At 40.0% G+C, this 23,158-nt stretch carries 24 protein-coding genes; 13 read left to right on the forward strand and 11 right to left on the reverse strand.

All coding sequences use genetic code 11. The features are described from left to right. Nucleotides 1-130: 130 nt before the first annotated feature. From AC0KTX_RS12495 to AC0KTX_RS12510, 4 genes are all read left to right on the forward strand, one after another. Complete coding sequence (locus tag AC0KTX_RS12495) at nucleotides 131-1,381, forward strand: metallophosphoesterase family protein (RefSeq protein ID WP_474252500.1); 1,251 nt, start codon at nucleotides 131-133, stop codon at nucleotides 1,379-1,381. A 4-nt stretch (nucleotides 1,382-1,385) separates the two neighbouring features. Beyond that, complete coding sequence (locus tag AC0KTX_RS12500) at nucleotides 1,386-4,367, forward strand: ATP-binding protein (protein WP_474252501.1); 2,982 nt, start codon at nucleotides 1,386-1,388, stop codon at nucleotides 4,365-4,367. Between the two features lie 71 nt (nucleotides 4,368-4,438). Beyond that, nucleotides 4,439-5,383, forward strand: coding sequence for a 3'-5' exoribonuclease YhaM (gene yhaM, locus AC0KTX_RS12505; protein WP_474252502.1), 945 nt, complete (start codon nucleotides 4,439-4,441; stop codon nucleotides 5,381-5,383). 66 nt (nucleotides 5,384-5,449) lie between these two features. After that, entirely contained in the window at nucleotides 5,450-5,644 is a 195-nt protein-coding gene (locus tag AC0KTX_RS12510; protein WP_474252503.1) for a sporulation YhaL family protein, read from the forward strand. A 32-nt stretch (nucleotides 5,645-5,676) separates the two neighbouring features. Here the strand turns inward: AC0KTX_RS12510 and AC0KTX_RS12515 are convergent, their stop codons facing one another. Continuing rightward, nucleotides 5,677-6,522, reverse strand: a complete 846-nt coding sequence (locus tag AC0KTX_RS12515) for a peptidylprolyl isomerase (RefSeq protein WP_474252504.1) — start codon at nucleotides 6,520-6,522, stop codon at nucleotides 5,677-5,679. A 219-nt stretch (nucleotides 6,523-6,741) separates the two neighbouring features. Here AC0KTX_RS12515 and AC0KTX_RS12520 point away from each other — a divergent pair, with 219 nt between their 5' ends. Then, nucleotides 6,742-6,828, forward strand: a complete 87-nt coding sequence (locus tag AC0KTX_RS12520; RefSeq protein ID WP_243385938.1) for a YjcZ family sporulation protein — start codon at nucleotides 6,742-6,744, stop codon at nucleotides 6,826-6,828. A 259-nt stretch (nucleotides 6,829-7,087) separates the two neighbouring features. Here the strand turns inward: AC0KTX_RS12520 and AC0KTX_RS12525 are convergent, their stop codons facing one another. Beyond that, nucleotides 7,088-7,267 (reverse strand): hypothetical protein, encoded by a 180-nt coding sequence (locus AC0KTX_RS12525; RefSeq protein WP_474252505.1) that lies wholly within the window; start codon nucleotides 7,265-7,267, stop codon nucleotides 7,088-7,090. Nucleotides 7,268-7,385: 118 nt separating this feature from the next. Here AC0KTX_RS12525 and AC0KTX_RS12530 point away from each other — a divergent pair, with 118 nt between their 5' ends. Next, complete coding sequence (locus AC0KTX_RS12530) at nucleotides 7,386-7,730, forward strand: DUF1878 family protein (RefSeq protein ID WP_474252506.1); 345 nt, start codon at nucleotides 7,386-7,388, stop codon at nucleotides 7,728-7,730. On the opposite strand, the gene AC0KTX_RS12535 is transcribed toward AC0KTX_RS12530, so the two are convergent. Further along, nucleotides 7,708-8,310 carry an HTH-type transcriptional regulator Hpr gene (locus AC0KTX_RS12535; RefSeq protein ID WP_474252507.1) on the reverse strand — a complete coding sequence of 201 codons (603 nt, stop codon included), beginning with the start codon at nucleotides 8,308-8,310 and terminating at the stop codon, nucleotides 7,708-7,710. The genes AC0KTX_RS12530 and AC0KTX_RS12535 overlap by 23 nt on opposite strands. A gap of 248 nt (nucleotides 8,311-8,558) precedes the next feature. After that, the gene (locus AC0KTX_RS12540) at nucleotides 8,559-8,924 is read right to left on the reverse strand and encodes a YtxH domain-containing protein (protein WP_474252508.1); all 366 of its coding nucleotides are present in this window, start codon (nucleotides 8,922-8,924) and stop codon (nucleotides 8,559-8,561) included. Nucleotides 8,925-9,001: 77 nt separating this feature from the next. On the opposite strand from AC0KTX_RS12540, the gene yhzF reads away from it, so the two are divergent. Continuing rightward, nucleotides 9,002-9,196: a membrane protein YhzF gene (gene yhzF / locus AC0KTX_RS12545; RefSeq protein WP_474252509.1), complete on the forward strand. Its 195-nt coding sequence runs from the start codon at nucleotides 9,002-9,004 to the stop codon at nucleotides 9,194-9,196. A 22-nt stretch (nucleotides 9,197-9,218) separates the two neighbouring features. Here yhzF and AC0KTX_RS12550 read toward each other — a convergent pair whose 3' ends face one another. The 6 genes from AC0KTX_RS12550 to AC0KTX_RS12575 all read right to left on the reverse strand — a co-directional run bounded on the left by AC0KTX_RS12550 (nucleotide 9,219) and on the right by AC0KTX_RS12575 (nucleotide 14,526). After that, the gene (locus AC0KTX_RS12550) at nucleotides 9,219-9,746 is read right to left on the reverse strand and encodes a tryptophan transporter (RefSeq protein ID WP_474252510.1); all 528 of its coding nucleotides are present in this window, start codon (nucleotides 9,744-9,746) and stop codon (nucleotides 9,219-9,221) included. Between the two features lie 83 nt (nucleotides 9,747-9,829). Beyond that, nucleotides 9,830-10,909 (reverse strand): 3-phosphoserine/phosphohydroxythreonine transaminase, encoded by a 1,080-nt coding sequence (gene serC / locus AC0KTX_RS12555; protein ID WP_474252511.1) that lies wholly within the window; start codon nucleotides 10,907-10,909, stop codon nucleotides 9,830-9,832. Nucleotides 10,910-11,034: 125 nt separating this feature from the next. Continuing rightward, the gene (locus AC0KTX_RS12560) at nucleotides 11,035-11,457 is read right to left on the reverse strand and encodes an HIT family protein (protein WP_474252512.1); all 423 of its coding nucleotides are present in this window, start codon (nucleotides 11,455-11,457) and stop codon (nucleotides 11,035-11,037) included. Nucleotides 11,458-11,968: 511 nt separating this feature from the next. Continuing rightward, the gene (locus tag AC0KTX_RS12565; RefSeq protein ID WP_474252513.1) at nucleotides 11,969-13,189 is read right to left on the reverse strand and encodes an ABC transporter permease; all 1,221 of its coding nucleotides are present in this window, start codon (nucleotides 13,187-13,189) and stop codon (nucleotides 11,969-11,971) included. After that, entirely contained in the window at nucleotides 13,173-13,922 is a 750-nt protein-coding gene (locus AC0KTX_RS12570) for an ABC transporter ATP-binding protein (RefSeq protein WP_474252514.1), read from the reverse strand. Before AC0KTX_RS12570 ends, AC0KTX_RS12565 begins: the two co-directional genes overlap by 17 nt. Before the next feature lie 118 nt (nucleotides 13,923-14,040). After that, nucleotides 14,041-14,526 (reverse strand): antibiotic biosynthesis monooxygenase family protein, encoded by a 486-nt coding sequence (locus tag AC0KTX_RS12575; protein ID WP_474252515.1) that lies wholly within the window; start codon nucleotides 14,524-14,526, stop codon nucleotides 14,041-14,043. 135 nt (nucleotides 14,527-14,661) lie between these two features. Between AC0KTX_RS12575 and AC0KTX_RS12580 the strand changes: the two genes are divergently transcribed. The 5 genes from AC0KTX_RS12580 to AC0KTX_RS12600 all read left to right on the forward strand — a co-directional run bounded on the left by AC0KTX_RS12580 (nucleotide 14,662) and on the right by AC0KTX_RS12600 (nucleotide 21,602). Beyond that, nucleotides 14,662-16,797, forward strand: a complete 2,136-nt coding sequence (locus tag AC0KTX_RS12580; RefSeq protein WP_474252522.1) for a transglycosylase domain-containing protein — start codon at nucleotides 14,662-14,664, stop codon at nucleotides 16,795-16,797. A gap of 202 nt (nucleotides 16,798-16,999) precedes the next feature. Then, the gene (hemE, locus tag AC0KTX_RS12585) at nucleotides 17,000-18,064 is read left to right on the forward strand and encodes a uroporphyrinogen decarboxylase (protein WP_474252516.1); all 1,065 of its coding nucleotides are present in this window, start codon (nucleotides 17,000-17,002) and stop codon (nucleotides 18,062-18,064) included. Then, nucleotides 18,065-19,003 (forward strand): ferrochelatase, encoded by a 939-nt coding sequence (gene hemH, locus AC0KTX_RS12590; RefSeq protein ID WP_474252517.1) that lies wholly within the window; start codon nucleotides 18,065-18,067, stop codon nucleotides 19,001-19,003. A gap of 14 nt (nucleotides 19,004-19,017) precedes the next feature. Then, the gene (hemY, locus tag AC0KTX_RS12595) at nucleotides 19,018-20,445 is read left to right on the forward strand and encodes a protoporphyrinogen oxidase (protein ID WP_474252518.1); all 1,428 of its coding nucleotides are present in this window, start codon (nucleotides 19,018-19,020) and stop codon (nucleotides 20,443-20,445) included. A gap of 149 nt (nucleotides 20,446-20,594) precedes the next feature. Then, the gene (locus AC0KTX_RS12600; protein ID WP_474252519.1) at nucleotides 20,595-21,602 is read left to right on the forward strand and encodes a LacI family DNA-binding transcriptional regulator; all 1,008 of its coding nucleotides are present in this window, start codon (nucleotides 20,595-20,597) and stop codon (nucleotides 21,600-21,602) included. Between the two features lie 222 nt (nucleotides 21,603-21,824). On the opposite strand, the gene yhfH is transcribed toward AC0KTX_RS12600, so the two are convergent. Beyond that, nucleotides 21,825-21,953: a protein YhfH gene (gene yhfH, locus AC0KTX_RS12605; RefSeq protein ID WP_474252520.1), complete on the reverse strand. Its 129-nt coding sequence runs from the start codon at nucleotides 21,951-21,953 to the stop codon at nucleotides 21,825-21,827. Nucleotides 21,954-22,099: 146 nt separating this feature from the next. Here yhfH and AC0KTX_RS12610 point away from each other — a divergent pair, with 146 nt between their 5' ends. After that, nucleotides 22,100-22,834: an MBL fold metallo-hydrolase gene (locus AC0KTX_RS12610; RefSeq protein WP_474252521.1), complete on the forward strand. Its 735-nt coding sequence runs from the start codon at nucleotides 22,100-22,102 to the stop codon at nucleotides 22,832-22,834. Nucleotides 22,835-23,158: the final 324 nt, after the last annotated feature.

Below are 23,158 nucleotides of genomic sequence, written 5' to 3' on the forward strand. Positions count from 1 at the left end.
AATTCAATTCGACTTTCGTTGAAAAAGTCCTTTTCTTGATCAATCATCCATTTCGTTACTGAATCCGTTGTGAAAAATGGTATAATATAAAAAGCAAACATACGTTCCAAAAAATGAAATGGGGTAGAGTATGTTGCATCATGTCAAATTTATTCACGCAGCTGATTTGCATTTAGATAGTCCTTTTAAAGGCCTTGGCCATCTTCCTGCTGTTCATTTCCAAAAAATCCGAGAGAGCACGTTTTACGCTTTTGACCGGATGATCGATTTGGCCATTCAGGAAAAAGTGGATTTTTTGTTGTTAGCAGGGGATTTGTATGATGAGGAAGACAGGAGTTTAAAAGCACAGCTGAGATTAAGAAGGCAATTTGAGCGGTTGAATCATTCGGGAATTCATGTTTATATCATTCATGGCAATCACGATCATACCGGCGGCAGCCGGGTGCAAATGGACTGGCCGCCGAATGTTCACATTTTCTCTGATCGTGAGGTGGAATGCATCCCTTTTGTCCGTGAAGGAGAAGTGCTGGCAAATCTTTACGGATACAGTTATCCAGCGAGGGCGGTAACAGAAAATATTGCCGCTAAATTTCGGAAAAAAGAAGATGCTCCTTTTCATATCGGCCTGCTGCACGGCTCTGTATCACAAGTTCAAGTTCCAGAACATGAACCGTACTGCCCTTTTTCGATTCAGCAATTATTGGAAAAAGATTTTGATTATTGGGCGCTGGGACATATACATAAACAGCAAATCTTAAACAGAGAGCATCCGCCGATCATTTATCCCGGAAATATTCAAGGTCGCCACAAAAAAGAAAGCGGGGAAAAAGGGGTCTATCTTGTCAATCTTTTTTCACAAGGTGAATGCCAATATCGATTTGTGCCTCTTTGTGATATTTTATGGGATGAAATTCGTCTTTCTGTCAATGAACTGGATTCTGTCAGTGATTTGGTCGGTAACATACAACAATTGAAAGAACTGCAGCGGGAAAAGAAGTCGGCTTTATGGACGATCGTTCTTGAAGGAATTTCTCCGTTGTTCTGGGATCTTTCGGAACAACAAACAATAGAGGAATTGATGCAATTATTAAATGAAGAGGAAGAAGAAAAAAATAATTTCGTTTGGATTGTTTCCATTCAGACGGAAATTTTTCCGGACAGCGGTTTTCTTGATACCGGCTATTTTTCTAAGGAATGGGCGCAAATCATGGAACAAAATGGACAATTTGACAAAGCTGTTGAACCTCTAAATGCTAACCGCTTGTTCCGCCGTTTTTTACAATCATGGACCGATCAGGAAAAAGAAGAAATCCGAAAAGAAGCGCAAACGATGGTTTATTATGAACTGATGAAACAAGGATGGGGAAAGATGCAAGGGTGATAGGATGAAGATTAAAGAAATCCATATTTACGGATACGGGAAATTCACAAATAAAAAAATACTGTTTGCCAACCAAGGCCTTCAAGTTTTATATGGTTTAAACGAAGCAGGCAAGTCAACGGTCATGTCTTTCATCCAAAGTATTTTGTTCGGCTTTCCGACGAAGCATCAGCTGGGCGGGCGGTACGAACCGAAAACAGGAGGAACATACGGGGGCGCCATTACGGTGGAAACAGATGATGATGAGATTGTAAAGATTGAACGGCTGAAAGGAAATAGAGCGCAAGAGCTGACGCTTTTTTATGCGGACGGCCGGATCGGAGGAGAAAAAGAACTTGATCGGCTGTTAAAAGGAGTCGATAAAACGGCATATCAGGCGATCTTTTCTTTTGATTTGTTCGGCCTGCAAAAAGTATATGAGCTTAATCGCGAAAAGCTCGGTAAATATTTGTTTTTAACCAGCCTGTTTGGGTCCGATCAAATATATGCCTTAGAGGAAAAATTGCTGAAGGAGCAGGAGGAGTTATTTAAACCGAATGGAAGAAAACCGCTTTTAAATAAAATGCTGCTGGAACTAAAGGAAGCATCGGAAACGCTAAGGAAAGCAAAAGAATATGAGGATAGGTATCATGACTTGCTACAAGAGCGAATGAAGTTAAACAGCCAACTATTAAAGCTTGCCGATGAAAAAGTGAAAATCAAAACGGAATTGAAAGGAGTTGAAAAGCTTTTATCCGCCCTCCCGCTATTGGAACGCAGAAAAACTTGTTTGGAAAAGCTTGAAAAATTTAAGGAAACCGCTGCTTTTCCTGAAGACGGGCTCGTTCGCTTTGAAAAGCTTGCTGCAAGGCTAAACGAAATGGAAATTCAGCTGAGAACGTTAAAGGAAAAGGAGAAAGGACTTCGGCTCTCTCTTAAAAACATCCGGTTGAAAGGACGGTATGAGGATGAACAACTTTTTGAAGAGCTTAACGGGCAGTACCCGCTGATTCGAAAACAAATCGAGGAACAAAAACTGTTGGCTGTTCAACTAACAAACGTTCAGAAACAGCTTTCTGCCGAGCTCTTCCAAATTTTTGGCCATTCAGACGAAAAAGCTGTAAAAGCAGTTGATACATCAATCCTTGTAAAAGAAAAAATAAAAGAAGCGGCCAAAAAAAGCGAACAACTCCATCAACGAAAAAAAATGTTGGATGAACAATTTGACCGCGCTAAATATTCCCTTGAAGAATGCGAAAGGCGGTTACAGGATTATCAATCATTGCTGCTACAGCCGGATGAGCGCGAAGCTTTAGAAAACGAACTGCTGACGCTGGAGAAAAAGTTGAGTCAACTCGGCGATATCGATTACGTAAAAGAACAGATGAAACAGTTAAAAGATCAGATGACAAAAAGGGAAAAATCTGTTCAAAAGAAAAAGCGGCAAAGGCATTTGGCCGCCGTCTTATTCACTGTCTTTCTTGCCGTCATGATGCTGTTGGCGGTTGTTTTCCATCATTGGCAGTTCTTCTACGCTGTTTTTCCTTTAGCTGCTGCCGTTTTTTTATTTTTTCGCACTGCGGAAGATGATTTGTTAAAGCATCTTCATCATCAATATGAACAGCTCGAAAAAAAATTGGCCTCTCAACATGACGTCTATTTACTGGAAAAAAAGCGGCGTTTGCAAGAAATAAAAACCATTTTATGGAATGATCAACAAATTCGCCAAAAGTACGAGCTTGAAAGAATGAATCTTAACGGGAAACAGCAGGCATATGAACGGGTCATTAAGGATTATGAAGAATGGGAGCGAGATCACCACGAACTGAAGCGACAAATTTCGCCGCTTTATGCCCGGTTTCATCTCCCGAAAGAAGTGGAAGCTGGACGGCTGTTGGAACAATATGACCGCGTAATCAACTGCCAAAAGCTTACAAGAGAAAAGGAGGCGATGGAAGAACAACTGCGTCTATATAAACAAAATGTGCATCAGTTTCTAAACCGCTTTGAGATTTTATGCGAAGTTTATGAACTGAGTGCAAATACGCTAGAGGAGAAATATACCGAACTAAGAAAAACAATAGAAGAAGAAAAACAAAAGCGGTCACAGCTGGATGCTTGCATGAAGCAACTGGCAGAAATCAAAGAGGAAAAAAAAGGAATCTCTGCTCTTTATGAGAGCCTTTTGAAAGAAAAAGATCAATTGCTGCGGTTGGCAAATGCTTCGGATGACGATGCATTTCGCAATAAAGGAAAAATGCATCAAAAAAGAGAAGAAGCGGTCCAGGAACTTCATTTCATTGAAGAACAATTAGCATTGAAAGAATCTTTAACATCGCATGACATGACAATGTATCATGATGAAAAAAATTTAAAAGAAAAGGAAACGCGGCTTGCGGAAAAAATCGAACAGATTGAAAAACAAGAAGACGTAATTCGCAAAAAACTGGCTGAAGTCGAGGTTGAAATTAAGGATCTGGAAAAATCAGGTGTTTATTCCAATATAAAATATTCATTTGAATGGAAACGTTCACAAGCAAAAGATGTCGCCAGAAGATGGGCGGTTCTGGCTGTTGCAAAAGAAATGCTGAACAACGCAGTGGAATATCACCGAAAAGAAAAATTGCCGAAATTGCTTAAAGAAATCGAAAATTTATTCCGCATTTTTACATCAGGAGCCTATACGAATATTTATTTGCCGGAAGATCAAGATTCATTATTAGTCAAACGGAAAGACGGCCAAATATTTTTGGCGGAAGAGTTAAGCCAAGGAACGGCTGAACAGTTGTATACCGCCTTACGATTTGCGCTTGCAGAAAGCATGCAAAAAAGAATCAACCTGCCTTTGATCATCGACGATAGTTTTGTCAACTTTGATCATGAACGGACAGAAAACATCGTCCAAGTGATGAGAGGCCTTTCCGAGCGGCACCAGTTGCTTCTGTTTACGTGCCATCAGCATATACTGTCCCATTTTCAAAGAGATGAAATTATGACGCTGTCATAAAGGATTTGAAGATATTCCACGGAAACGTGTGCTATACTTAAGATACGAGGCGAAAGTGGAAGGGGAATACAATGAGCAAAGGGATCATTCATTATGAGGTTGGCGAACAAGTAGATCTTTTTTTATTAATAAAGTCAGCGACGAAAGGGATTGCAAGCAACGGGAAACCGTTTTTAACATTGATCCTTCAAGATCAAACGGGGGAAATTGAAGCGAAACTATGGGATGCAAGCAAGGAAGATGAGGAAAACTATCTTCCGCAGCAAATCGTCAAAATTTTTGGCGATATTCACCATTACAGAGGAAGAAATCAGCTGAAAATCCGCAACATTCGTTTGGCGGAGCCGCATGAAAACGTAAAAGCGCAAGACTTTGTCGAGAAAGCGCCATTAACTCAGGAAGAGATGGTAGAAAAAATTACAAAATATATTTTTGAAATGAAAAATCCCAACATTCAGCGGATTACAAGATATTTATTGAATAAACATCAAAACGCTTTTTTCCTTTATCCGGCAGCAACCAAAAACCATCATGAATTTGTCTCCGGTTTGGCGTTCCATGTCGTTTCCATGCTTGATCTTGCCAAAGCAGTTGCTGCTTTATATCCAAGCTTGGATAGAGACTTGTTGTATGCGGGAGTTATTCTCCATGATTTGGGAAAAGTCATTGAACTTTCCGGTCCGATTGCCACAACTTATACAGTTGAAGGGAATTTGCTTGGGCATATTACCATTATGGTCAACGAGATTGGTGAAGCGGCAAAAGAATTAGGCATTTCCGGAGAGGAGGTTATCGTCCTCCAGCATATGGTGTTGAGCCATCACGGAAAGCCTGAATGGGGAAGTCCGAAGATGCCGATGGTGAAGGAAGCGGAAATTCTCCATCATATCGATAATTTGGATGCGAAAATGAACATGCTGGACAGGGCGCTCGAACATGTGAAACCTGGAGAATTTACAGAGCGGATTTTTGCTCTGGACAATCGTTCTTTTTACAAACCTGTTTTTCATCGTTAAATTGATCATAAATCAAAGCTCCTTGCATAAAATGAATTAAAAGCTTGTCTGCAGGGAGGGTTTCGCATGGCATTTCTTCCGTGGTGGGTTTATTTATGCATTGTCGGGATTCTTTTTAGTGCATATATGGCTTATAAAACGGCAAAGAAAGAAAAAGAATTGGAAGAAATTTTTATTGAAAGGGAAGGGAACATATATTTAGAGAGAATGAGAAAAGAAAAGGAAAAAAAGGCAAGAAAGAACATGTCATCAGCCAATTAAAAAGGGTTATGCCGAAACCGGCAATAACCCTTTTATTTTGATTCATCCTCTGTTTTAAATAAATCTTTTAAATCTTTGTCGTTTACTTCGACATCAGCGTTTTTGATTGCTTTCTCAATCGCTTTTTGCATCAAGGCAGGATCGGACATTTTTTGCTCTTTTACATCCTTCTTAAGGCTTTCTTTCATTTCAGCAAAAGGTTTCACCGTTTGCGTTACTTTTATAATGTGGTATCCGAAGTCTGTTTTAACTGGATCGCTTACTTGGCCTTCTTTTAATTGAAATGCTGCGTTTTCAAATTCCTTCACCATCTGGCCTTTGCCGAACCACCCGAGATCTCCGCCTTTTGCTGCCGACCCGTCCGTTGAGTATTCTTTCGCCAAGTCTTCAAATTTTTCGCCTTTATTCAGCTTTTCTTTCACTTCTTTTGCTGTTTTTTCATCTTGCACTAAAATGTGGCTAGCGCGGATTTTGCCTTTCAAGCTGTCATAATACTCTTTTAGCTCTTTATCCGTTATCTTAATTTCAGCTTCCGTCGCTTTTTTGCGAAGCAAGTCTACTTTCACCATTTGGCGGACGACATCATCGCCATATTGTTGAACAATCAAGTCGTATTGGTTGCCATATTGCTGTTTCATTTTGTCAATTTCAGCATCGATTTCCTTATCAGTGACTTTGAATTTTTTACCAAGCACTTTTTCGTGCACAAGTTCTTGCAGAACATCTTTTCCAAAACGGTTTTTCATCGCTTCATAAAACTGTTCTTTTGTAATATCGCCGGCTTTCGTTTCTGCGACCGGGTCGTTTGCACCGTTTGAACAAGCATTTAGTGCGAGTAAACCTGCAGTTGCAGCAACGGCTAATGCAAATTTTTTCATTCCTTACAACTCCTACTTTTAATGTGACTTTAAAACAAAATATATACACATTTTGACATGAAACAAATGGATTTGCAACAGTTTGTCCGCACAGAATTCAAAATCGTAGAGGAAATTGTGAAATGGGAAAAGAAATTCCGCAAAAAAACAGGATAAAAGCCTAAGCGCAAAAAGGAAAAGTGAATACGATATTATGAAACACGTAAAGGAGGTGTCATGATGAGCGGCGGATACGCTGGCGGCTTTGCGTTAATTGTTGTATTGTTCATCTTGTTAATTATTGTCGGTGCTGCATGGTTGTACTAATCATGTGAATGGAGCTGGCATCTTGATTGCCAGCTTTCTTTTTGAGGAAATGTGAAAAAAAGATGGACAAGTGGGTGAAAAGACGAGCGCCGAAATATATTCGGCTCTTGAAAGGCTGCAGACGCAAAGGAAAAACAATTTACTGACACATGTTCCCGTCTGGCGAAAGATTTTCCCAAAGAACAACATGCTTTGGGGAAAATGCTTCTTTCGCTTGCTGCGGGGGTTTTGGTCATTTGGTTTTGGACGCAATCCAAAATTAGGTAAACGATATTTCTATGTATGCGGAAATCAGCAGGATCGTAATTAACACATTAATCGTTCGAAACACATTTGATTGTTTTTCTTCCGGCAATTCCCTAATGGAACAGAGAACCGTTGTCAGCTTGTTTATGTAAAATAGAATGAAGACGGCAAAAATGATAAAATAGAATAGCATTCCGGTATCCCCCCTTTATTCATAACTACTACAATATCAAATATATGACGAAAAAGATAGGTTTCATGTAAAGTTTTTAATCTTACAGTGCATTTTTTAAGAAGAAAGATGTGATTGAATGAGAGAAGTGGAAAAAAGACTGGAGACATTGGAATATTACATGAATCTGTTAATCAAAATGATAGACGGTGATAGATACCCTTTTTACAAGCTGGTCATCGAAAAAGGACTTTTAAAAGATGAGATCGAAACGATTTTTGACCTTTGCGACTTTTTGGCAAAAGAACATGAAGAACAAAAAGCGCAAGGATTTGTATATTTTGAAAATCTCCTTACGCTTTTTGCGGGACAGCTTACTCCGAAGCTGGGAGTGAATGAAACGATTGATGCCCTTTACAGGCAAGGTTTATATGCCAATTTAATGCAAGACTTACAAAAAACTATTGATGCACTGTCGATGTAAAAAGGGAATAATCCTGCACATCTTTCTTTTTCTTCATTTTTCCGTCTTCTACGATGAACTCTTGTTCTATGTTGTGGAAAGATCGTTCAAAGATGGTTAGGAAATCATCCCCATAAATATTTCGGATGATTGCCATCATTTCAATCAATTCTGGAAATTTTCCGTAAATATTTTGTAAAGGCAAAGCACCTTTAAAAACGGTGTTACGAGAAGGATCAAAATCCTCAAGCAGTTTGAGCACAAGCTCTTCGCCTTTTTCCGTCAATTGAATGTATGTGTTTCGTTTATCGCTTTCTTTTTTGGAAAATTGTAAATAACCTCGTTCTTCGAGCTTTTTCGAAAAATTGAAAGCTGTTGATACGTGCATGACCCCGAATTTGGCGATTTCGGAAATGGATGCTCCCTTTAAGTGGTAGGCAATCCATAAAATATGATGTTCGTTAATGTTTAGATCGTAAGGTTTAATCCATTGCTGCCAATCCTTTTCAATCGATTTCCAAAGCGCTTTGCTTAACTGGGCGATTCTTTGGCTGAATAAAAGCGCGTCTTTTACTGTATATTGATCGCTCGTTCTTCTCAATTTTCCCACCTGCTTTTTCCATACTCACTTTAATATCTTCTATTATGCCAATAAAATAAAGATTAATAAAGATGCAATTTGCAAAATTTTTAAATAAAACCGGAAAAACTAATGCATGATTTGCGAAGGAATCCGCAAATAAAAATATGGGACAGGCGGAATCATAACAAAATTTTACTATACTATCACAATTTTATTGAATTTGAACATAATAAATAAAAGAATTGACGAAGCGCCAATTCTTTTGTTCATGGTTCTTGTTTGTTTGAGGATTTTTCCAATTCTTTTAATTTTTCTTCAATCTCTTTCACTTTTTTTTCCAATTCTTTTTTATTCGGCTCAATTTCCATTTGCCATGTTTGGAAGGACTTATTTAAATCTTGAGCAACTTCTTTAAAAATTTCCATGCTTTCTTTAGCGGATTGAGCAATTTGTTGTTTTAGCGAAACCCCTTCATTTTTCAATTCCCCCAGCACATTTTCGAGATTTCGAATATTCTGGCATACTCGCGTTTTTATGTCTTTGCTTTTCATCGGATTGGACAAAATGGCTGCAGCGCCCGCAACAATACCGCCAATGAAAAAACCGTAAAGAAAAGATTGTCTTTTCGACATTCGGCAACCCTCCTGATCAATTTGAAATCATAGCGACTGATTTTGATGCATAAGTTTGAATGAAGGGAAGGGGATTTATGGCAGGGATCGTTTTTTTGTTTTTCATCATCAGTCTGTTGCTGTTTATTGGAGCCTTTCATCATGTGAAATTAATTCACTCAATGAACTCTTACCCGCCGAAGCATTTGTTGAAAAAAAGGGCAGCTGCATTGACTTTTGGCGGATTTGCCGCTTTTTTGATTGCACTTGTCTTATATTATACACAAAAATAAACCCCGATCCTAGTGTCGGGGTTTATGAACGATTGGCTATAATATTCGAACGCTTTAAAATCGTGTTGACGATCGGATAAATAATGACCATGGCAACTGTATTGAGAACCGTTGCCGGTAAAACAACAGCTGCGAACAGGGCTGAAAATCCTGCACCCCCGGGTAGACCGACGATTAATAAGGCTGCAAGCAAAAATATCGTGCCAGAAATGACGGTGCCAATAGCCACTAACGCTCCTGCTTTCACAACTTGTTGTTTGAATTGTTTAAGAGCCGCAAACAGGAGATAGATGATGAAAGCCGTCAATATTTTATCAATAATGTTTGGAACAAGACCGCCCGGAAAGCTCGTGGTCAATCCGGATAAAATTCCGGTGACGATCCCCATCAATCCGGCATTAGCAAGTCTAGGGAATAAGAAAATTCCCAAAAACATCATCAACAGCATCATATCCGGTTTCATCCCGTTGAAGAAAGGCGGTATTATTACATGAAGCACTACTCCAATGGCGGCAAATAAGGATAAAACCACAAGTTCTCTCGTCCTCATCTAACAACTCTCCACTTCTATTCTCATCTGGCGTTTACTTTTCCTTCATGATAACGTATAAACAGGAAAATGAGAAGCGATCTTTAATGTTTTGCCCGGAAATCTTTCATGAATTGAGCAAGTTTTTCACAGGCTTCTATTGTCACAGCATTGTAGATCGATGCCCTGCAGCCTCCAACGGACCGATGGCCTGAGAGGCCGACTAATTGGTGTTCGCTTGCTTCTTTGACAAAGACTTTTGTCAATTCATCAGTAGGCAGCGTAAACGTTATGTTCATGAAAGAGCGGCTGTCTTTTTCAGCGTGGCCTTTGAAAAATCCGTCGCTCTCATCAATCGCTTCATAAATAATATTCGCTTTTTTGTTGTTCCGCTTCTCAATTTCAGCTACGCCTCCTTGTTCCTTAACCCATTCTAAAACGAGGGAAAGCATATAAATCGCAAAGGTTGGAGGTGTATTGTAAAGAGAATTTTTGCTCGCATGAGTTTGGTAGTTTAAAATCGTTGGTACATCTTGATTAGCCTTTTCAAGCAGTTCCTTTTTAATAATGACGACGGTAACGCCTGAAGGGCCAAGATTTTTTTGGGCTCCAGCGTAAATGAGGTCAAATTGCTCGATATTGATTTCTCGGCTTAAAATGTCGCTTGACATGTCGGCGATGAGCGGAGCGTTTGTATTTGGAAATTCATGCCACTGTGTGCCGAAAATCGTATTGTTTGATGTGATGTGCAAATAAGCGGCATCTTGGAGAGAACTTGCATCAAAATCTTTTGGGATATATGTATAATTGGTATCTTTACTCGACGCCAACACATTTGTTTCACCGAATTTCTTCGCTTCTTTTAAGGCTTTCTCCGACCAAGATCCGGATAAAATATAATAGCCAATATTTCCTTTTTTTAGAAAATTCATCGGAACCATGGCAAATTGGAGGCTGGCTCCTCCTTGCAAAAAAAGTACTTCATACGTTTCTGGTATTTTCATAAGTTCCTTCAATAAGTTTATCGCTTTGTTGTGAATTTCATCATATGCTTTGCTCCGGTGGCTGAGCTCCATGACGGACATGCCGGTATGATTGTAATTCAACAGTTCAGCTTGTGCTTTTTCAAGTGCTTGCTGCGGAATGGCAGCAGGACCTGCGTTAAAATTGAATACCCGATTCACGATTCGTCCTCCTTTTCTTGTTTTATAATAAACATCCTATCATGAAAAAGGGCGAGGGAAAATAAAAAATTTTAAAGAACGTTGACAAAAAAACAGATCCTTCCTCAGGATCTGATGACAATTGCTTACTTAAGCCCTTCTTGAATCGTCTCAGCAAGCTTTGCCAAATCTTCAGCCGTATAATCGCTTTGGTGGGACTTCCAAACGATGCCTAAACCGTCATCTTTTCCGTATCGGGGGACAATGTGCATATGATAATGGAAAACGGTTTGTCCGGCTTCTTTTCCGTTGTTGTTGATTAAATTCAGGCCTTTTGGATTCAATTGTTTTTTTACGGCTCCCGCCACTTTTGTCACCGATTCAAAAAAATTTTTAGCTAAATCTGGAGTAAGTTCAAAGACGTTTTCTTTATGTACTTTCGGAATGACGAGAGTATGTCCTTTTGTAACCTGCATAATGTCCATAAAGGCCAGCACATGTTCATCCTCGTACACTTTGGCGCAAGGGATTTCTCCGTTTATGATTTTGCAAAAAATGCAATCGCTCATTTTCACCACTCCTTTGCTTCTTATGCTTTATTTTAACACGGGATTGAAATGGAAGGAAATATCCAAAAAAATAAAAGGAACGAACTGAATAGTCCGTTCCTTGAATGAAGAGGGTTTTCATAATGAAGATGATCATTTTGTGTCTTTCACAAACACCCCATTTAACAATGAAATTAAAGGCAAATGTTTTCTAAAAGACACTTCTGCTTCTTCATTCCCTTTATGATGCATTTTCAGCATCATCTTGACGGAATTTTTCCAGTACATCCTCAAGCGAAAAAGAATGTTTTGGACAAACACCTTTTGGCTTTCCCTCTTCACTAAATAGAATGTCCCTTCCCCTTTTCTTTATGCATAAAAAATTCGAGATTTCCTTTCTCCCCGTAAACCGTTCAGCCAAAACAGCGGAAAGAGAAACATTCCATATAAATCCTTTTGCGAATGGGAGCAGGAAGCCAAATAAACAATGCAGCCGTGCGTGAAGGGGGATAAAACATTTTCCCCGGCAACTTCATGCGAATGAGGATGGTGTTAATTTTTTTGAAACATACCCATACACGAAAACATAAACAAATGAACCATTGACAGCCAGTTGCGTCAAAACGGCTGCTGCGCTTGTTTGCGTAAGCAGCACAATGGAAAACGCGGCGAGATCAATGAAAAGTATAATAAAAAGAAAACGCAAAAAGCTTTTTTTCTTCATTTCGAATGAAACAGGATATAAATCGGGCATAAGAAGTGCATCATAATGACGATAAAGCCCTAATAATTGTGATCCTGTAAGAAACAGAACGCCGGCTGGCAAAATAATGGAAGCGGTATACGAAACAGGCCAAATGACGGCAAGAAAAGCGCCGATGATGAATAAGCGGGCATACAAGCCTAAATAATCTCCAGCGCGAATAAAAGCCCTTGCAAACATATAAAGAAATGTGTTCGTTTGCTCATATCGCACAAATGACAACATCCAGTCCAGCCATTTTCTTCTTTTAACACTATGCTTCAGCTTCGGGACGTCGGTAAACAGATTGGCAGTGCGGTAAAATGTCTGCTTCCTTCTATTTTCCTGCGAAATCAAATATTCCCACTTTAACGGTTTATTCTTGGTTACTCGGAAAAAATAATACAAAACGATCAGCATGATTCCATATAGTAAGAAAGTCAACCCGCTTTCTTTCACTGCCAAAAAAATAACGGTAAAATTCACGGCAAATCGGACGGAAGTGTCAGCGAGTTGTGACAATGTTTCCGGAAAATGCGTCATTTTCCATTGAATCAGCTGATTCCAAAACTTAATCCCCAATAATTGTATGATGAACAGAACATAACTTGCACCGTCTCCCTCGCCGCTGCGGAAATAGAGAGGGGCAAGAACCAACAGGCAAAGTGCTGTTGGAATGAGCTGTGTGGCATAGCTGTATGTAAATGCCCGCCGAAAATAATGGTTTAACTCTTTTTCTGCAGGCAGCAAAAAAACGATATCAGGTTCTTTCAGCAAAGTCCTTATAGGTGAAAAAGTTGCCGTTAATGATAAAACGATCGAGATTAGAAAAGCTGCTGGGAAATCAGGCGGCAGCTCATGTAGCCATTCTTGATATTTGAAAACACCTGCACCAATTAAAAACATGAGGACTAACAGCAAATGATTGTTGAGCATATACCGTAAATATTGATGTACTTCTTTAAGATGGCTTGAAAGACGAACTGACCAAAATTCATGAATCGATTTCATCAGCATGCTCCTTTGTCAATTGAATATAAAGGTCATCCAATGCGGCACCGGGCATATTGAATTTCTTTTGAAGTTCCTCTTTCGTTCCTTTTGCTTTTACTGTTCCATTATGCAAAATGATAAATGAGTCACAGTATCGTTCCGCAGTTGCCAAAATATGTGTCGACATTAAAATGCCTGAACCTTCTTTTTTTGCCTGTTCCATCAATTCAAGAAGGGCATGAATGGCAAGCGGATCAAGTCCGACGAAAGGTTCGTCAATAATGTAAAGGGGTGGCTGTATCAAAAAAGCGCACATAATCATGACTTTTTGTTTCATTCCTTTTGAAAAATGGGCAGGGAACCAATTGATTTGTTTTTCCATTCTAAATTTCTTTAGAAGCGGCCGAAGGCGTTTTTCAAATTGTTCTTCTTCGATCCCGTACGCCATTGCCGTCAATTGCAAATGTTCAAATAGCGTCATTTCTTCATACAAAATGGGGGTTTCCGGGATGAAGCTAAATTGTTTTCGATATTCGGACGGGTTTTCCTTGAGGGTTTTTCCATTTATTTTGATTTCCCCTTCTATTGGTTCCATTAACCCGATGATATGTTTAATTGTTGTGCTTTTACCGGCTCCGTTTAATCCAATTAAACCAACCAATTCATTTTTTTTTACTTCAAAGGAAACATCTTTCAGAACAGGTTTTTTCCCATATCCTCCGGTTAACCTATCAACCGATAGCAAATTCATACGATCCGCCTCTCTCCAGTTTTTTTGTTTTATCCAAATATTTATAATAGAGGTTTTTCCATCCTATTATATATGAATTGACAGAAACGGCTCAATTGTCCCGAATTTCAATTTTAGTTTATAATGTGTTTTCATCTGCAATGCGATATGTTTTGGAATAGCCGGGGCGTGAAATGAAAAGTTTGTCTTCAGGAGCAATCAAAGGTTTCGTCTTTTGCCACGCTTTATATTCCTTTTCTGAATTCCATAATGTGAAGATTGCGTATACGCTGCCTTGAAGCGGACGAAGAATCATGGCGGCTGAAAAACCAGGATTTTTATCCGCCATTTGCAAACGATCTTTGAAATGCCGTTCAAACAAAGGCCGTCCTTCTTCTGTAGATTCTATATAATGAAAGGCGGCATATTGCCCCCCATTGTCGATTTTTCCGGCTTTTTCTGCGACTTCATATGCTTTGGGCTCATGAAAAAAACTGGATTCATTTGTTATGTGCATCAGCGCGCAGTTATCTCCATCATACATAAGCAGCATGCATTCTTCTGGATGGCTTTTTTTGATTTTGCTTAAATAATCGAAAGTGCCGAAGGCGATATAAACATTCATGGCAAATCACCTCAAGAACGAGTGGATTTTCTTTTATTATATAATGAACGCTTCATTTCCTAAAAATTGAAAACACTACATAGTTTATCCAACAATATCCAATACTAATAATGGTAAGGGGATATAGAGGTGAACATGTTGAAGAAAAAAGTTCAGAAAATAGGAAGCGTTTTATTGATTGCCGTTGTTCTCAGCTTTATTGCTTATTTTTTGATCTTTTGGATTGGAAAGATTGTGGTGGATGAGAAAAAATTGGTTTTTCATTCGGCAACCGCTGTTGTTGATCAAAAAGGGCGCATCATCACAAAACTTTATTTGGAAAACAGGGAAATTGTCGATATCGGTCAAGTGCCGAAGCATGTGCAAAATGCTTTCATCGCAGTGGAGGATAGAAGATTTTACAAGCATCATGGGATTGATTATTACGCTATTTTTCGCGCATTATGGAAGGATTTGATCGCTTTTCAAAAGGTAGAGGGCGGCAGCACCATTACACAACAACTGGCGAAAAATATTTTTTTAACCAATGAGAAAACATTTATGAGAAAAACGGCCGAAGCCATCATCGCTCTCTATCTCGAACGAACATACAGCAAAAGCAAAATTCTCGAAATGTATTTAAATCAAATTTATTTCGGACACGGAGTCTATGGAATTCAATCAGCCGCAAAATTTTTTTTCAATAAGGACGTGTCTGAACTTACTCTTGAGGAGGGAGCGCTGCTTGCGGGACTTCCGAAAGCGCCGGCCGCTTTTTCTCCGATATTGCATCCAAACAAAAGCTTGGAAAGAAGAAATGCTATATTGAGCATAATGGCAAGGGAGCGTTTTATTTCTTCGGAACAAGCGGTCAGGAGCCAAGGGAAAACAATTGGATTAAATGTTCATAAAAAAGAAGAACAGCCTTGGCTGTCCACCTTTATTGACATGATGCTGGAAGAAGCGAAAGATCGATACAACCTTACAAATGAGGAGATATTAAAAGGTGGTTATAAAATCACTGTTCCATTGGACGGGGATTTGCAAAAAAAAGCGTATGAGACGTTTAAGAACAATGCTTATTTTCCTGGGACAAACGATAGCGTCCAAGGAGCCTTCATTTTATTGGACAATCAAACAGGCGGAATTCTTGCGGCAATCGGCGGACGGGATTATTCTTTAAAAGGGTATAATCGCTTGACAGCCAAAAGGCAGCCCGGTTCAACGTTTAAGCCTTTAGCTGTTTACGCTCCTGCTATGGAGGAAGGCTTGTTCGGCCCCTATTCATTGCTGAAGGATAAAAGAATCAGCTTTGACGGATATGCGCCAAACAATTATGACGGGCGGTATGAAGGAAATGTTACAATGTTGGATGCGATCATTTTTTCCAAAAATGTTCCAGCAGTTTGGACATTGCATAAACTGGGGATGACGAAAAGCATAAAATATTTGTCCAAAAACGGAATCAACATTGAGGACAAAGGCTTGGCGGTTGCATTAGGAGGCTTAAAATACGGCGTTTCTCCGATAGCATTGGCAAATGCCTACCGCACGTTTGCCAACAATGGACAATACAGCGAACCATATTTAATCGAAAAAATTGAAGATCAAAACGGCGACATTATCGCAAAAGCAAGCAAACATAAACGGCAAGTATTTTCATCGCAGACGGCCTGGAACATAACAAGAATGCTGGAGCTAGCCGTCAAGGAGGGCACGGCGAAATCAGGAAATTACAAAGGCGCTTTGGCCGGAAAAACTGGAACCACCTCCTATCAAGAAAAACAAGGCGCTGTCAAGGATGCGTGGTTTGTCGGTTATACACCTGCTGCAACCGGTGCCGTGTGGATAGGCTATGATCGAACCGATCAACAGCATTATTTAAAAGGAGGGAGTGGTTACCCTACAAAATTGTTCAAGCAACTATTAAGAGGAACCGATTACGAAAAGAAAACAGCCTTTTCAGTCCCAAAAGGTGTAAAAGATTTAGAAAAACCGATTCGTCTTGAACCGGTCAGAATGCTTTCTGCAACCTTTCAATTCCATCCGCTCCAATTGTTTAAAGTCATGTTAAAATGGCCTGTTCAACAAGATGAAAGAATCGTCTATCGGATTTACAAATGGGAAGGCGGAAGAGGAAAGAAGGTTATCGGCTCCGTTTCCGGAAAAGGCATATATGAAATTCCGTATACCAATATCTTTTCTAAACAATCCTATCAAGTGGTTCCATACAACCCCCAGACGGATCGAGAAGGGGAAGGAAGTCCTTTCGTAAAGCCAGTATGGAAATAACGCCAATTTGTCAAGATCGCTGTTTGACAACAGGAAAAGAGAAAGCAAAGAATGGCGAAACATGGAATAACCATAGGTTTGTCAAGATCTTTCGTCGATTTTATGACATTTCAATCATTTTTCTATACAACCACTAACAAGAAAGGTTATAGTGTAGAAGAATGAGTGGAGATAGCGGATGGTTGTAAAAAGGGGGATTTTAATGAATCAAACAAGCATGTTTAATGATACATTTATAAAGGCATGCTTCGGTGAAAAAACCGAATATGTTCCTGTTTGGTATATGAGACAAGCAGGCAGGTCTCAGCCGGAATACCGGGAACTGAAGGAAAAATACAGTTTATTCGAAATTACGCACCAACCGGAACTGTGCGCATATGTTACGCGCCTGCCTGTTGAGCAATACAATGTTGATGCGGCGATTTTATATAAAGATATTATGACGCCACTCCCGGCCATTGGGGTAAAGGTTGAGATTAAACCGGGAACCGGACCAGTGATAGAAAATCCGATCCGATCCATAAAGGATGTAGAAAAACTGGGCGAACTTTATCCTGAAGAGGATGTTCCCTTTGTTCTCGATACGATCAAGCTGTTAGTCAACGAACAGCTGAATGTGCCGTTGATCGGTTTTGCCGGAGCGCCTTTTACTTTAGCCAGCTATATGATTGAAGGCGGCCCGTCAAAACATTATCATAAAACAAAAGCTTTCATGTACGCTGAACCGAAGGCATGGTTTCTTCTGATGGACAAGCTGGCGGATATGACAATCCGCTATGTTCAAGCGCAAATTAACGCCGGAGCAAAGGCGATACAAATTTTTGATTCATGGGTCGGCGCCGTGAATGATTCAGATTACCGGTACTATATTAAGCCCGTAATGAACCGCATTTTCTCCGAAATAAAAGAAAAAAAAGTGCCGCTTATTATGTTCGGTGTGGGAGCCGGGCATTTGGCAAAAGAATGGCATGATCTGCCGCTAGATGTAGTGGGGCTGGACTGGCGAACTTCGATTTCTGAAGCAAGAAACATCGGGCTTACAAAAGCGCTGCAAGGAAATCTTGATCCGTCCGTTTTGCTTGCACCATGGGATTTCATTGAAGAACGCGTGAAATTCATTTTAGATGAAGGAATGAAACATGCGGGAGGATATATTTTTAACCTTGGACATGGGGTCTTCCCGGATGTGAATCCGGAAACATTAAAAAAACTAACGGCATTTATTCATGAATATTCAAGAAAAAAAACTGTTCCAGAGGTGTTTTAAATGGCTAAGAAAAAAATGGGTTTATTAGTAATGGCTTATGGGACTCCCTATAATGAGGAAGATATTGAACGATATTACACGCATATCCGCCACGGACGAAAACCGGATCCTGAAAGCTTGCAAGATTTAAAAGAGCGTTATCAAGCGATCGGCGGGATTTCTCCGCTGGCCAAGATTACGGAAGAACAGGCAAAAGGCTTGGAAAAGCATTTAAATGATATTCAAGATGAAGTGGAGTTTACGATGTATATCGGGCTGAAACATATTGAACCGTTTATTGAAGATGCTGTTGAAAAGATGCACCAAGACGGAATACGGGAGGCGGTCAGCATTGTTTTAGCTCCCCATTACTCAACTTTTAGCGTTGAATCATATAATAAGCGGGCGAAAGAGGCGGCTGAAAAGCTTGGCGGCCCTTCCATTACGTCTGTAAAAAGCTGGTATAAGGAGCCGAAATTTATTGAATACTGGGCAAAGCAAGTGAAAGAAATATACAGCAAAATGTCTGAAGAAGAAAGGGAAACGGCGGTGCTGATCGTCTCAGCTCACAGCCTGCCGGAAAAAATTATTCAGCTGGGGGATCCATACCCAGATCAGCTGAAGGAAACTGCTGAGCTCATCGCAAAAGCTGCCGGAGTGAAAAATTTTGCTGTTGGCTGGCAAAGCGAAGGAAATACGCCGGAGCCTTGGCTTGGCCCGGATGTCCAAGATTTAACAAGGGATTTATTTGAACATAAAGGGTATCGAACGTTTGTATATGCACCTGTCGGATTTGTAGCGGATCATTTAGAGGTTTTGTATGACAACGATGTGGAATGCAAAACGGTTACAAAAGAGCTTGGAGCAAGTTACTATCGTCCGGAAATGCCGAATGCAAAACCGGAATTTATTGATTGTTTGGCAACGGTTGTATTAAAACATTTAGGAATGATTAAATAAAGAAGGCGGTTTAAATGGCGAGTGAAAGAAAAAAAGTTGTGATTGTCGGCGGCGGCATAACCGGCCTAACGGCTGCTTTCTATTTGCAAGAAGAAATAAAGCAAAAACAGCTGCCAATTGATGTATCACTAATTGAAGCCAAACTTCATTTGGGCGGAAAAATCAAAACTGTAAGCAAGGACGGCTTCGTTATTGAGACAGGACCTGACTCCTTTTTAGAACGGAAAAAAAGCGCTGTACAGCTGGTAAAAGATGTAGGATTGGGCGATCGGCTTGTCAACAATGATGTCGGCCAGTCCTTCGTTCTAGTCAGGGGAAAATTAAACCCGATCCCGAAAGGAGCGGTCATGGGCATTCCGACGAATATTGCTCCTTTTGTTACGTCAGGTTTATTTACCTTGACCGGAAAACTCCGCGCATCTTTTGACTTTTTTCTGCCTGCCCGAAAAGTGGAAGGAGATCAATCGTTGGGAGGATTTTTCAAAAGAAGATTCGGAAAAGAAGTGGTAGAAAATTTAATTGAACCGCTTTTATCCGGGATTTACGGCGGCGATATTTACCATTTAAGCTTGATGTCCACTTTTCCGCAGTTTTACGAAATAGAACAAAGGCATGGAAGCTTGATTTTAGGAATGAAAAAACAAACGCCTAAAACAAACCAAAAGCATGAGCCAAAACGGAAAAAAGGAATCTTTCAAACTGTTACAAGCGGGTTGCAATCTGTTGTAGAAGCATTGGAAGAGCGTTTGGGTTTAGTGAAAATCAAAAAAGGGATCAAAGTATCCAACATTGAAAAGACGGGTGCAATTTATCAATTGGAATTATCGGATGGAACAGTTGAAACGGCTGACGCTGTTGTCGTTGCGACACCGCATCATGTTATTCCGAGTCTGTTTCCAAATGAAAAAGAAAGCCTTGCATACTTTGAAAAAATGCCTGCAACATCTGTCGCAACGGTCGCTATGGCTTTCCCGAAAGAGGCGGTGCCGCTTTCGGTCGATGGAACTGGGTTCGTCGTTTCGCGGAACAGCGGCTTTACGATAACCGCTTGTACATGGACGCATAAAAAATGGAAGCATACAGCGCCGAAGGGAAAAGCGCTTTTAAGAGCGTATGTCGGCAAACCTGGAGACGAAGCCGTTGTCGATCAGCCTGACGAGGTGATTGTTAAAACCGTTTTGGATGATTTAAACAGAATAACACCGATTAAGGGCGATCCGCTATTTTCCGTTGTCACGAGACTGAAAGAAGCAATGCCGCAGTATATTGTGGGACATAAGGAAAACATCCGGAACGTGAAAACCATTATGGCCGAAAAATATCCGGGAATTTTCTTAACGGGTGCTTCTTTTCAAGGAATCGGCATACCTGATTGCATTGACCAAGGGAAAGAAGCTGTCCGAGATGTTCTTCAGTTTTTCAACATGGAAAGACAGGCATAAAGCTATAGCTTTTGCTTGTCTTTTTTTAGGAAGTCCAGATTTGGAGTATGCAAGAAAGAAATATGTAAAAAAATGGATTGCTTTCATCTCTCGTCTTCCTCTATAATCAAAAGAAAATAAGAGCGGTTTAGATTTTTGGAGGAATAAATGTGGCGACGATAGAGGATGTGGCAAAGCTGGCCGGATTATCAAGATCAACGGTTTCAAGAGTTATCAATAATCACCCTTATGTGTCAGAGGAAAAGAAGAAACTAGTGAAGGAAGCAATGGAGCAATTGCAATATGTTCCAAATTCTTCGGCGAGAAGCCTGAGAAACCAGAGAACCGATATAATTGCGGTGATCATCCCGAGAGTGATGAACCCTTTTTTTGCACAATTTGTAGAGTCTTTGGAAATAGCGGCATCTCAACACCATTATCAGCTCATTGTGTGCCAAACATTATATTCTGCGAATAAAGAATTAAATTATTTAAACTTGTTAAAAACAAGACAGGTAGACGGGGTGATCATGACGACTCTTTTAAATGACTGGAAGGACGTCGAGCCGTTTTTGGAATATGGGCCGATAATGCTGTGCAACGAATTTGATGAACAAGCAAACGTTCCAATGATTCATATGGATCAAAAATATGGCGGATATATGGCGACGAAGCACTTAATTGATCTGGGCCATGAAAAAATTGTCTACTGCTGCGGCAACGTCAACAGCAATGTTTCCAAAGCAAGGGAAGAAGGGTTCCGAAAGGCAATGGAGGAAGCAGGTTTGCATTTGCCGGACGACTATATCTTCCGCAATGTTTTTACATATGATGACGGGAAAAATGTATTGCGGAAAATGGCCGCCATGACGGATAAGCCGACCGCTGTTTTCACAGGATCAGATGAAGTGGCGGCAGGTGTCATTTCAGAAGCAAAAAGGCGGGGCATACGCATTCCGAACGACTTGGCTGTTGTTGGCTATGATAACCAAGCTGTTACAGAGCTGGTTGATCCGATGATTACGACCGTCAATCAACCTGTGAAAGAAATGGGGCAATTAGCGATGAAAGTCATGATCGAAAAAATCAATGATAAAAATTATCGGGCAAAAGAGGTTCATTTACTGCCTTTAACATTAATTGTGAGGGAATCAACGAATACAGAACTTATTAGGTAGCAATGTCTGCTTTTAGCAGGCATTTTATTTTTGGTACGTTTAAAGGCCAAAGGCCAATGCAATAAAATCCGTGTGTCTAAATGGACAGACGCTTTGCTCTTATGGATGACAAGCCGGTTCTGAACGTTTAGGTGGGGCTCATTAGACGAAACCTAATGTAAGGAGTGGTTTGCTTCTGTAAAAATAATCGGGGCAACCCTGTTTTAGAATTGCCCCGAGCGTTTATTTCACGTGCAAACAGTCATTACACTTATTTCCGTAGCATTCATGCTGTTCTTCAATTTCTTTTCCGCATTCCACGCATTTTTTCTTCGGCAAGTTTCTGAAAAATTCAGTGATTTTTCCCAACATCATTTTCATCCCCCTGTGTAGTTGTTGTTTTTATTGTAATATAACAGATGTAAAAAAGTCAATACTGTTTTAAAACATAATAAAATTTCTTGTTTCACAAAAAAATGGTATATTTATATGAGAATTAATTGAGGAGGATTCAAGGTATGAAAGTGACTGTAGTTGGCTATTGGGGCGGGTATCCCGAAGCGAATGAAGCGACATCAGGATATTTATTTCAACATAACGGTTTCAACTTGTTAGTGGATTGCGGAAGCGCTGTATTATCACAGCTGCAAAATTATTTGTCCCCTTTAGAATTAGATGCTGTCATTTTATCTCACTATCATCATGACCATGTTGCAGATATTGGACCTTTGCAATACGCAAGGCTCATTGGCGGTATGATGCAGCAAACAAAAAAAATTCTTCCGATTTACGGGCATACTCTCGACAAGGACAAGTTTTTTCAGCTTCACCATTTGGATGTAACAAAAGGAATTCCATATAATCCAAAAGAATCGATTGAGATCGGCCCCTTTACGATTTCTTTCTTAAAAACAGACCATCCTGTGGATTGCTTTGCCATGAGATTTAGTGCAGGAGAAAAAACAGTTGTTTACACAGCTGATTCAAGTTTTAAAAAAGAATTCATCCCGTTTGCCAAAGGAGCCGATTTACTAATTTGTGAATGCAATATGTATGCAGGTGAAGACGGGAAACCGGCCGGGCATATGAATTCCCATGAAGCGGCTGTTATTGCGAAGGATGCCGATGTAAAAGAGCTGATATTAACTCATTTGCCGCATAAAGGAAATCACCAAGATTTAATTCAAGAAGCGGCGGAAATTTTTAAAGGGACGATCAAACTGGCAAAAACGGGGCTTGTCGTCGAGTGCTAGCTGTTTATTATTTTAGAAAAAATTGTTGCGAAGCGGAAAATGGATGGCAGACACTTAGTAGGTTGGATCAAAAGGCATGTTTTCTTTCCGGAAATTTCTTTACAAAAATAATTGAAAATAAAAAATATCATTAGCATTGCATAAATATAGTTAGAATTTTCTGTTAATTATTTTTTGTGATTTTGTGCCAAAAAGACAAAACCTAAAGAAAGGTGGCACTGCCCATTTGGTAAATATATACAGTTAAACCAGAGCGACAACGACAAAAGGGAGATTATGGACTGGCTCGCCCATCAAATTTTCGCAACCAAACATAAGCTGGTT

It is taken from the genome of Aeribacillus sp. JST-2, assembly GCF_056032925.1.

Bases quoted from the DNA above. Each gene is read 5' to 3' on its own strand.
- AC0KTX_RS12495 (WP_474252500.1), top strand. From the start codon at position 131: ATGTTGCATCATGTCAAATTTATTCACGCAGCTGATTTGCATTTAGAT.
- AC0KTX_RS12500 (WP_474252501.1), top strand. From the start codon at position 1,386: ATGAAGATTAAAGAAATCCATATTTACGGATACGGGAAATTCACAAAT.
- yhaM (WP_474252502.1), top strand. From the start codon at position 4,439: ATGAGCAAAGGGATCATTCATTATGAGGTTGGCGAACAAGTAGATCTT.
- AC0KTX_RS12510 (WP_474252503.1), top strand. From the start codon at position 5,450: ATGGCATTTCTTCCGTGGTGGGTTTATTTATGCATTGTCGGGATTCTT.
- AC0KTX_RS12515 (WP_474252504.1), bottom strand. From the start codon at position 6,522: ATGAAAAAATTTGCATTAGCCGTTGCTGCAACTGCAGGTTTACTCGCA.
- AC0KTX_RS12520 (WP_243385938.1), top strand. From the start codon at position 6,742: ATGAGCGGCGGATACGCTGGCGGCTTTGCGTTAATTGTTGTATTGTTC.
- AC0KTX_RS12525 (WP_474252505.1), bottom strand. From the start codon at position 7,267: ATGCTATTCTATTTTATCATTTTTGCCGTCTTCATTCTATTTTACATA.
- AC0KTX_RS12530 (WP_474252506.1), top strand. From the start codon at position 7,386: ATGAGAGAAGTGGAAAAAAGACTGGAGACATTGGAATATTACATGAAT.
- AC0KTX_RS12540 (WP_474252508.1), bottom strand. From the start codon at position 8,924: ATGTCGAAAAGACAATCTTTTCTTTACGGTTTTTTCATTGGCGGTATT.
- yhzF (WP_474252509.1), top strand. From the start codon at position 9,002: ATGGCAGGGATCGTTTTTTTGTTTTTCATCATCAGTCTGTTGCTGTTT.
- AC0KTX_RS12550 (WP_474252510.1), bottom strand. From the start codon at position 9,746: ATGAGGACGAGAGAACTTGTGGTTTTATCCTTATTTGCCGCCATTGGA.
- AC0KTX_RS12560 (WP_474252512.1), bottom strand. From the start codon at position 11,457: ATGAGCGATTGCATTTTTTGCAAAATCATAAACGGAGAAATCCCTTGC.
- AC0KTX_RS12565 (WP_474252513.1), bottom strand. From the start codon at position 13,189: ATGAAATCGATTCATGAATTTTGGTCAGTTCGTCTTTCAAGCCATCTT.
- AC0KTX_RS12570 (WP_474252514.1), bottom strand. From the start codon at position 13,922: ATGAATTTGCTATCGGTTGATAGGTTAACCGGAGGATATGGGAAAAAA.
- AC0KTX_RS12575 (WP_474252515.1), bottom strand. From the start codon at position 14,526: ATGAATGTTTATATCGCCTTCGGCACTTTCGATTATTTAAGCAAAATC.
- AC0KTX_RS12580 (WP_474252522.1), top strand. From the start codon at position 14,662: ATGTTGAAGAAAAAAGTTCAGAAAATAGGAAGCGTTTTATTGATTGCC.
- hemE (WP_474252516.1), top strand. From the start codon at position 17,000: ATGAATCAAACAAGCATGTTTAATGATACATTTATAAAGGCATGCTTC.
- hemH (WP_474252517.1), top strand. From the start codon at position 18,065: ATGGCTAAGAAAAAAATGGGTTTATTAGTAATGGCTTATGGGACTCCC.
- hemY (WP_474252518.1), top strand. From the start codon at position 19,018: ATGGCGAGTGAAAGAAAAAAAGTTGTGATTGTCGGCGGCGGCATAACC.
- yhfH (WP_474252520.1), bottom strand. From the start codon at position 21,953: ATGTTGGGAAAAATCACTGAATTTTTCAGAAACTTGCCGAAGAAAAAA.
- AC0KTX_RS12610 (WP_474252521.1), top strand. From the start codon at position 22,100: ATGAAAGTGACTGTAGTTGGCTATTGGGGCGGGTATCCCGAAGCGAAT.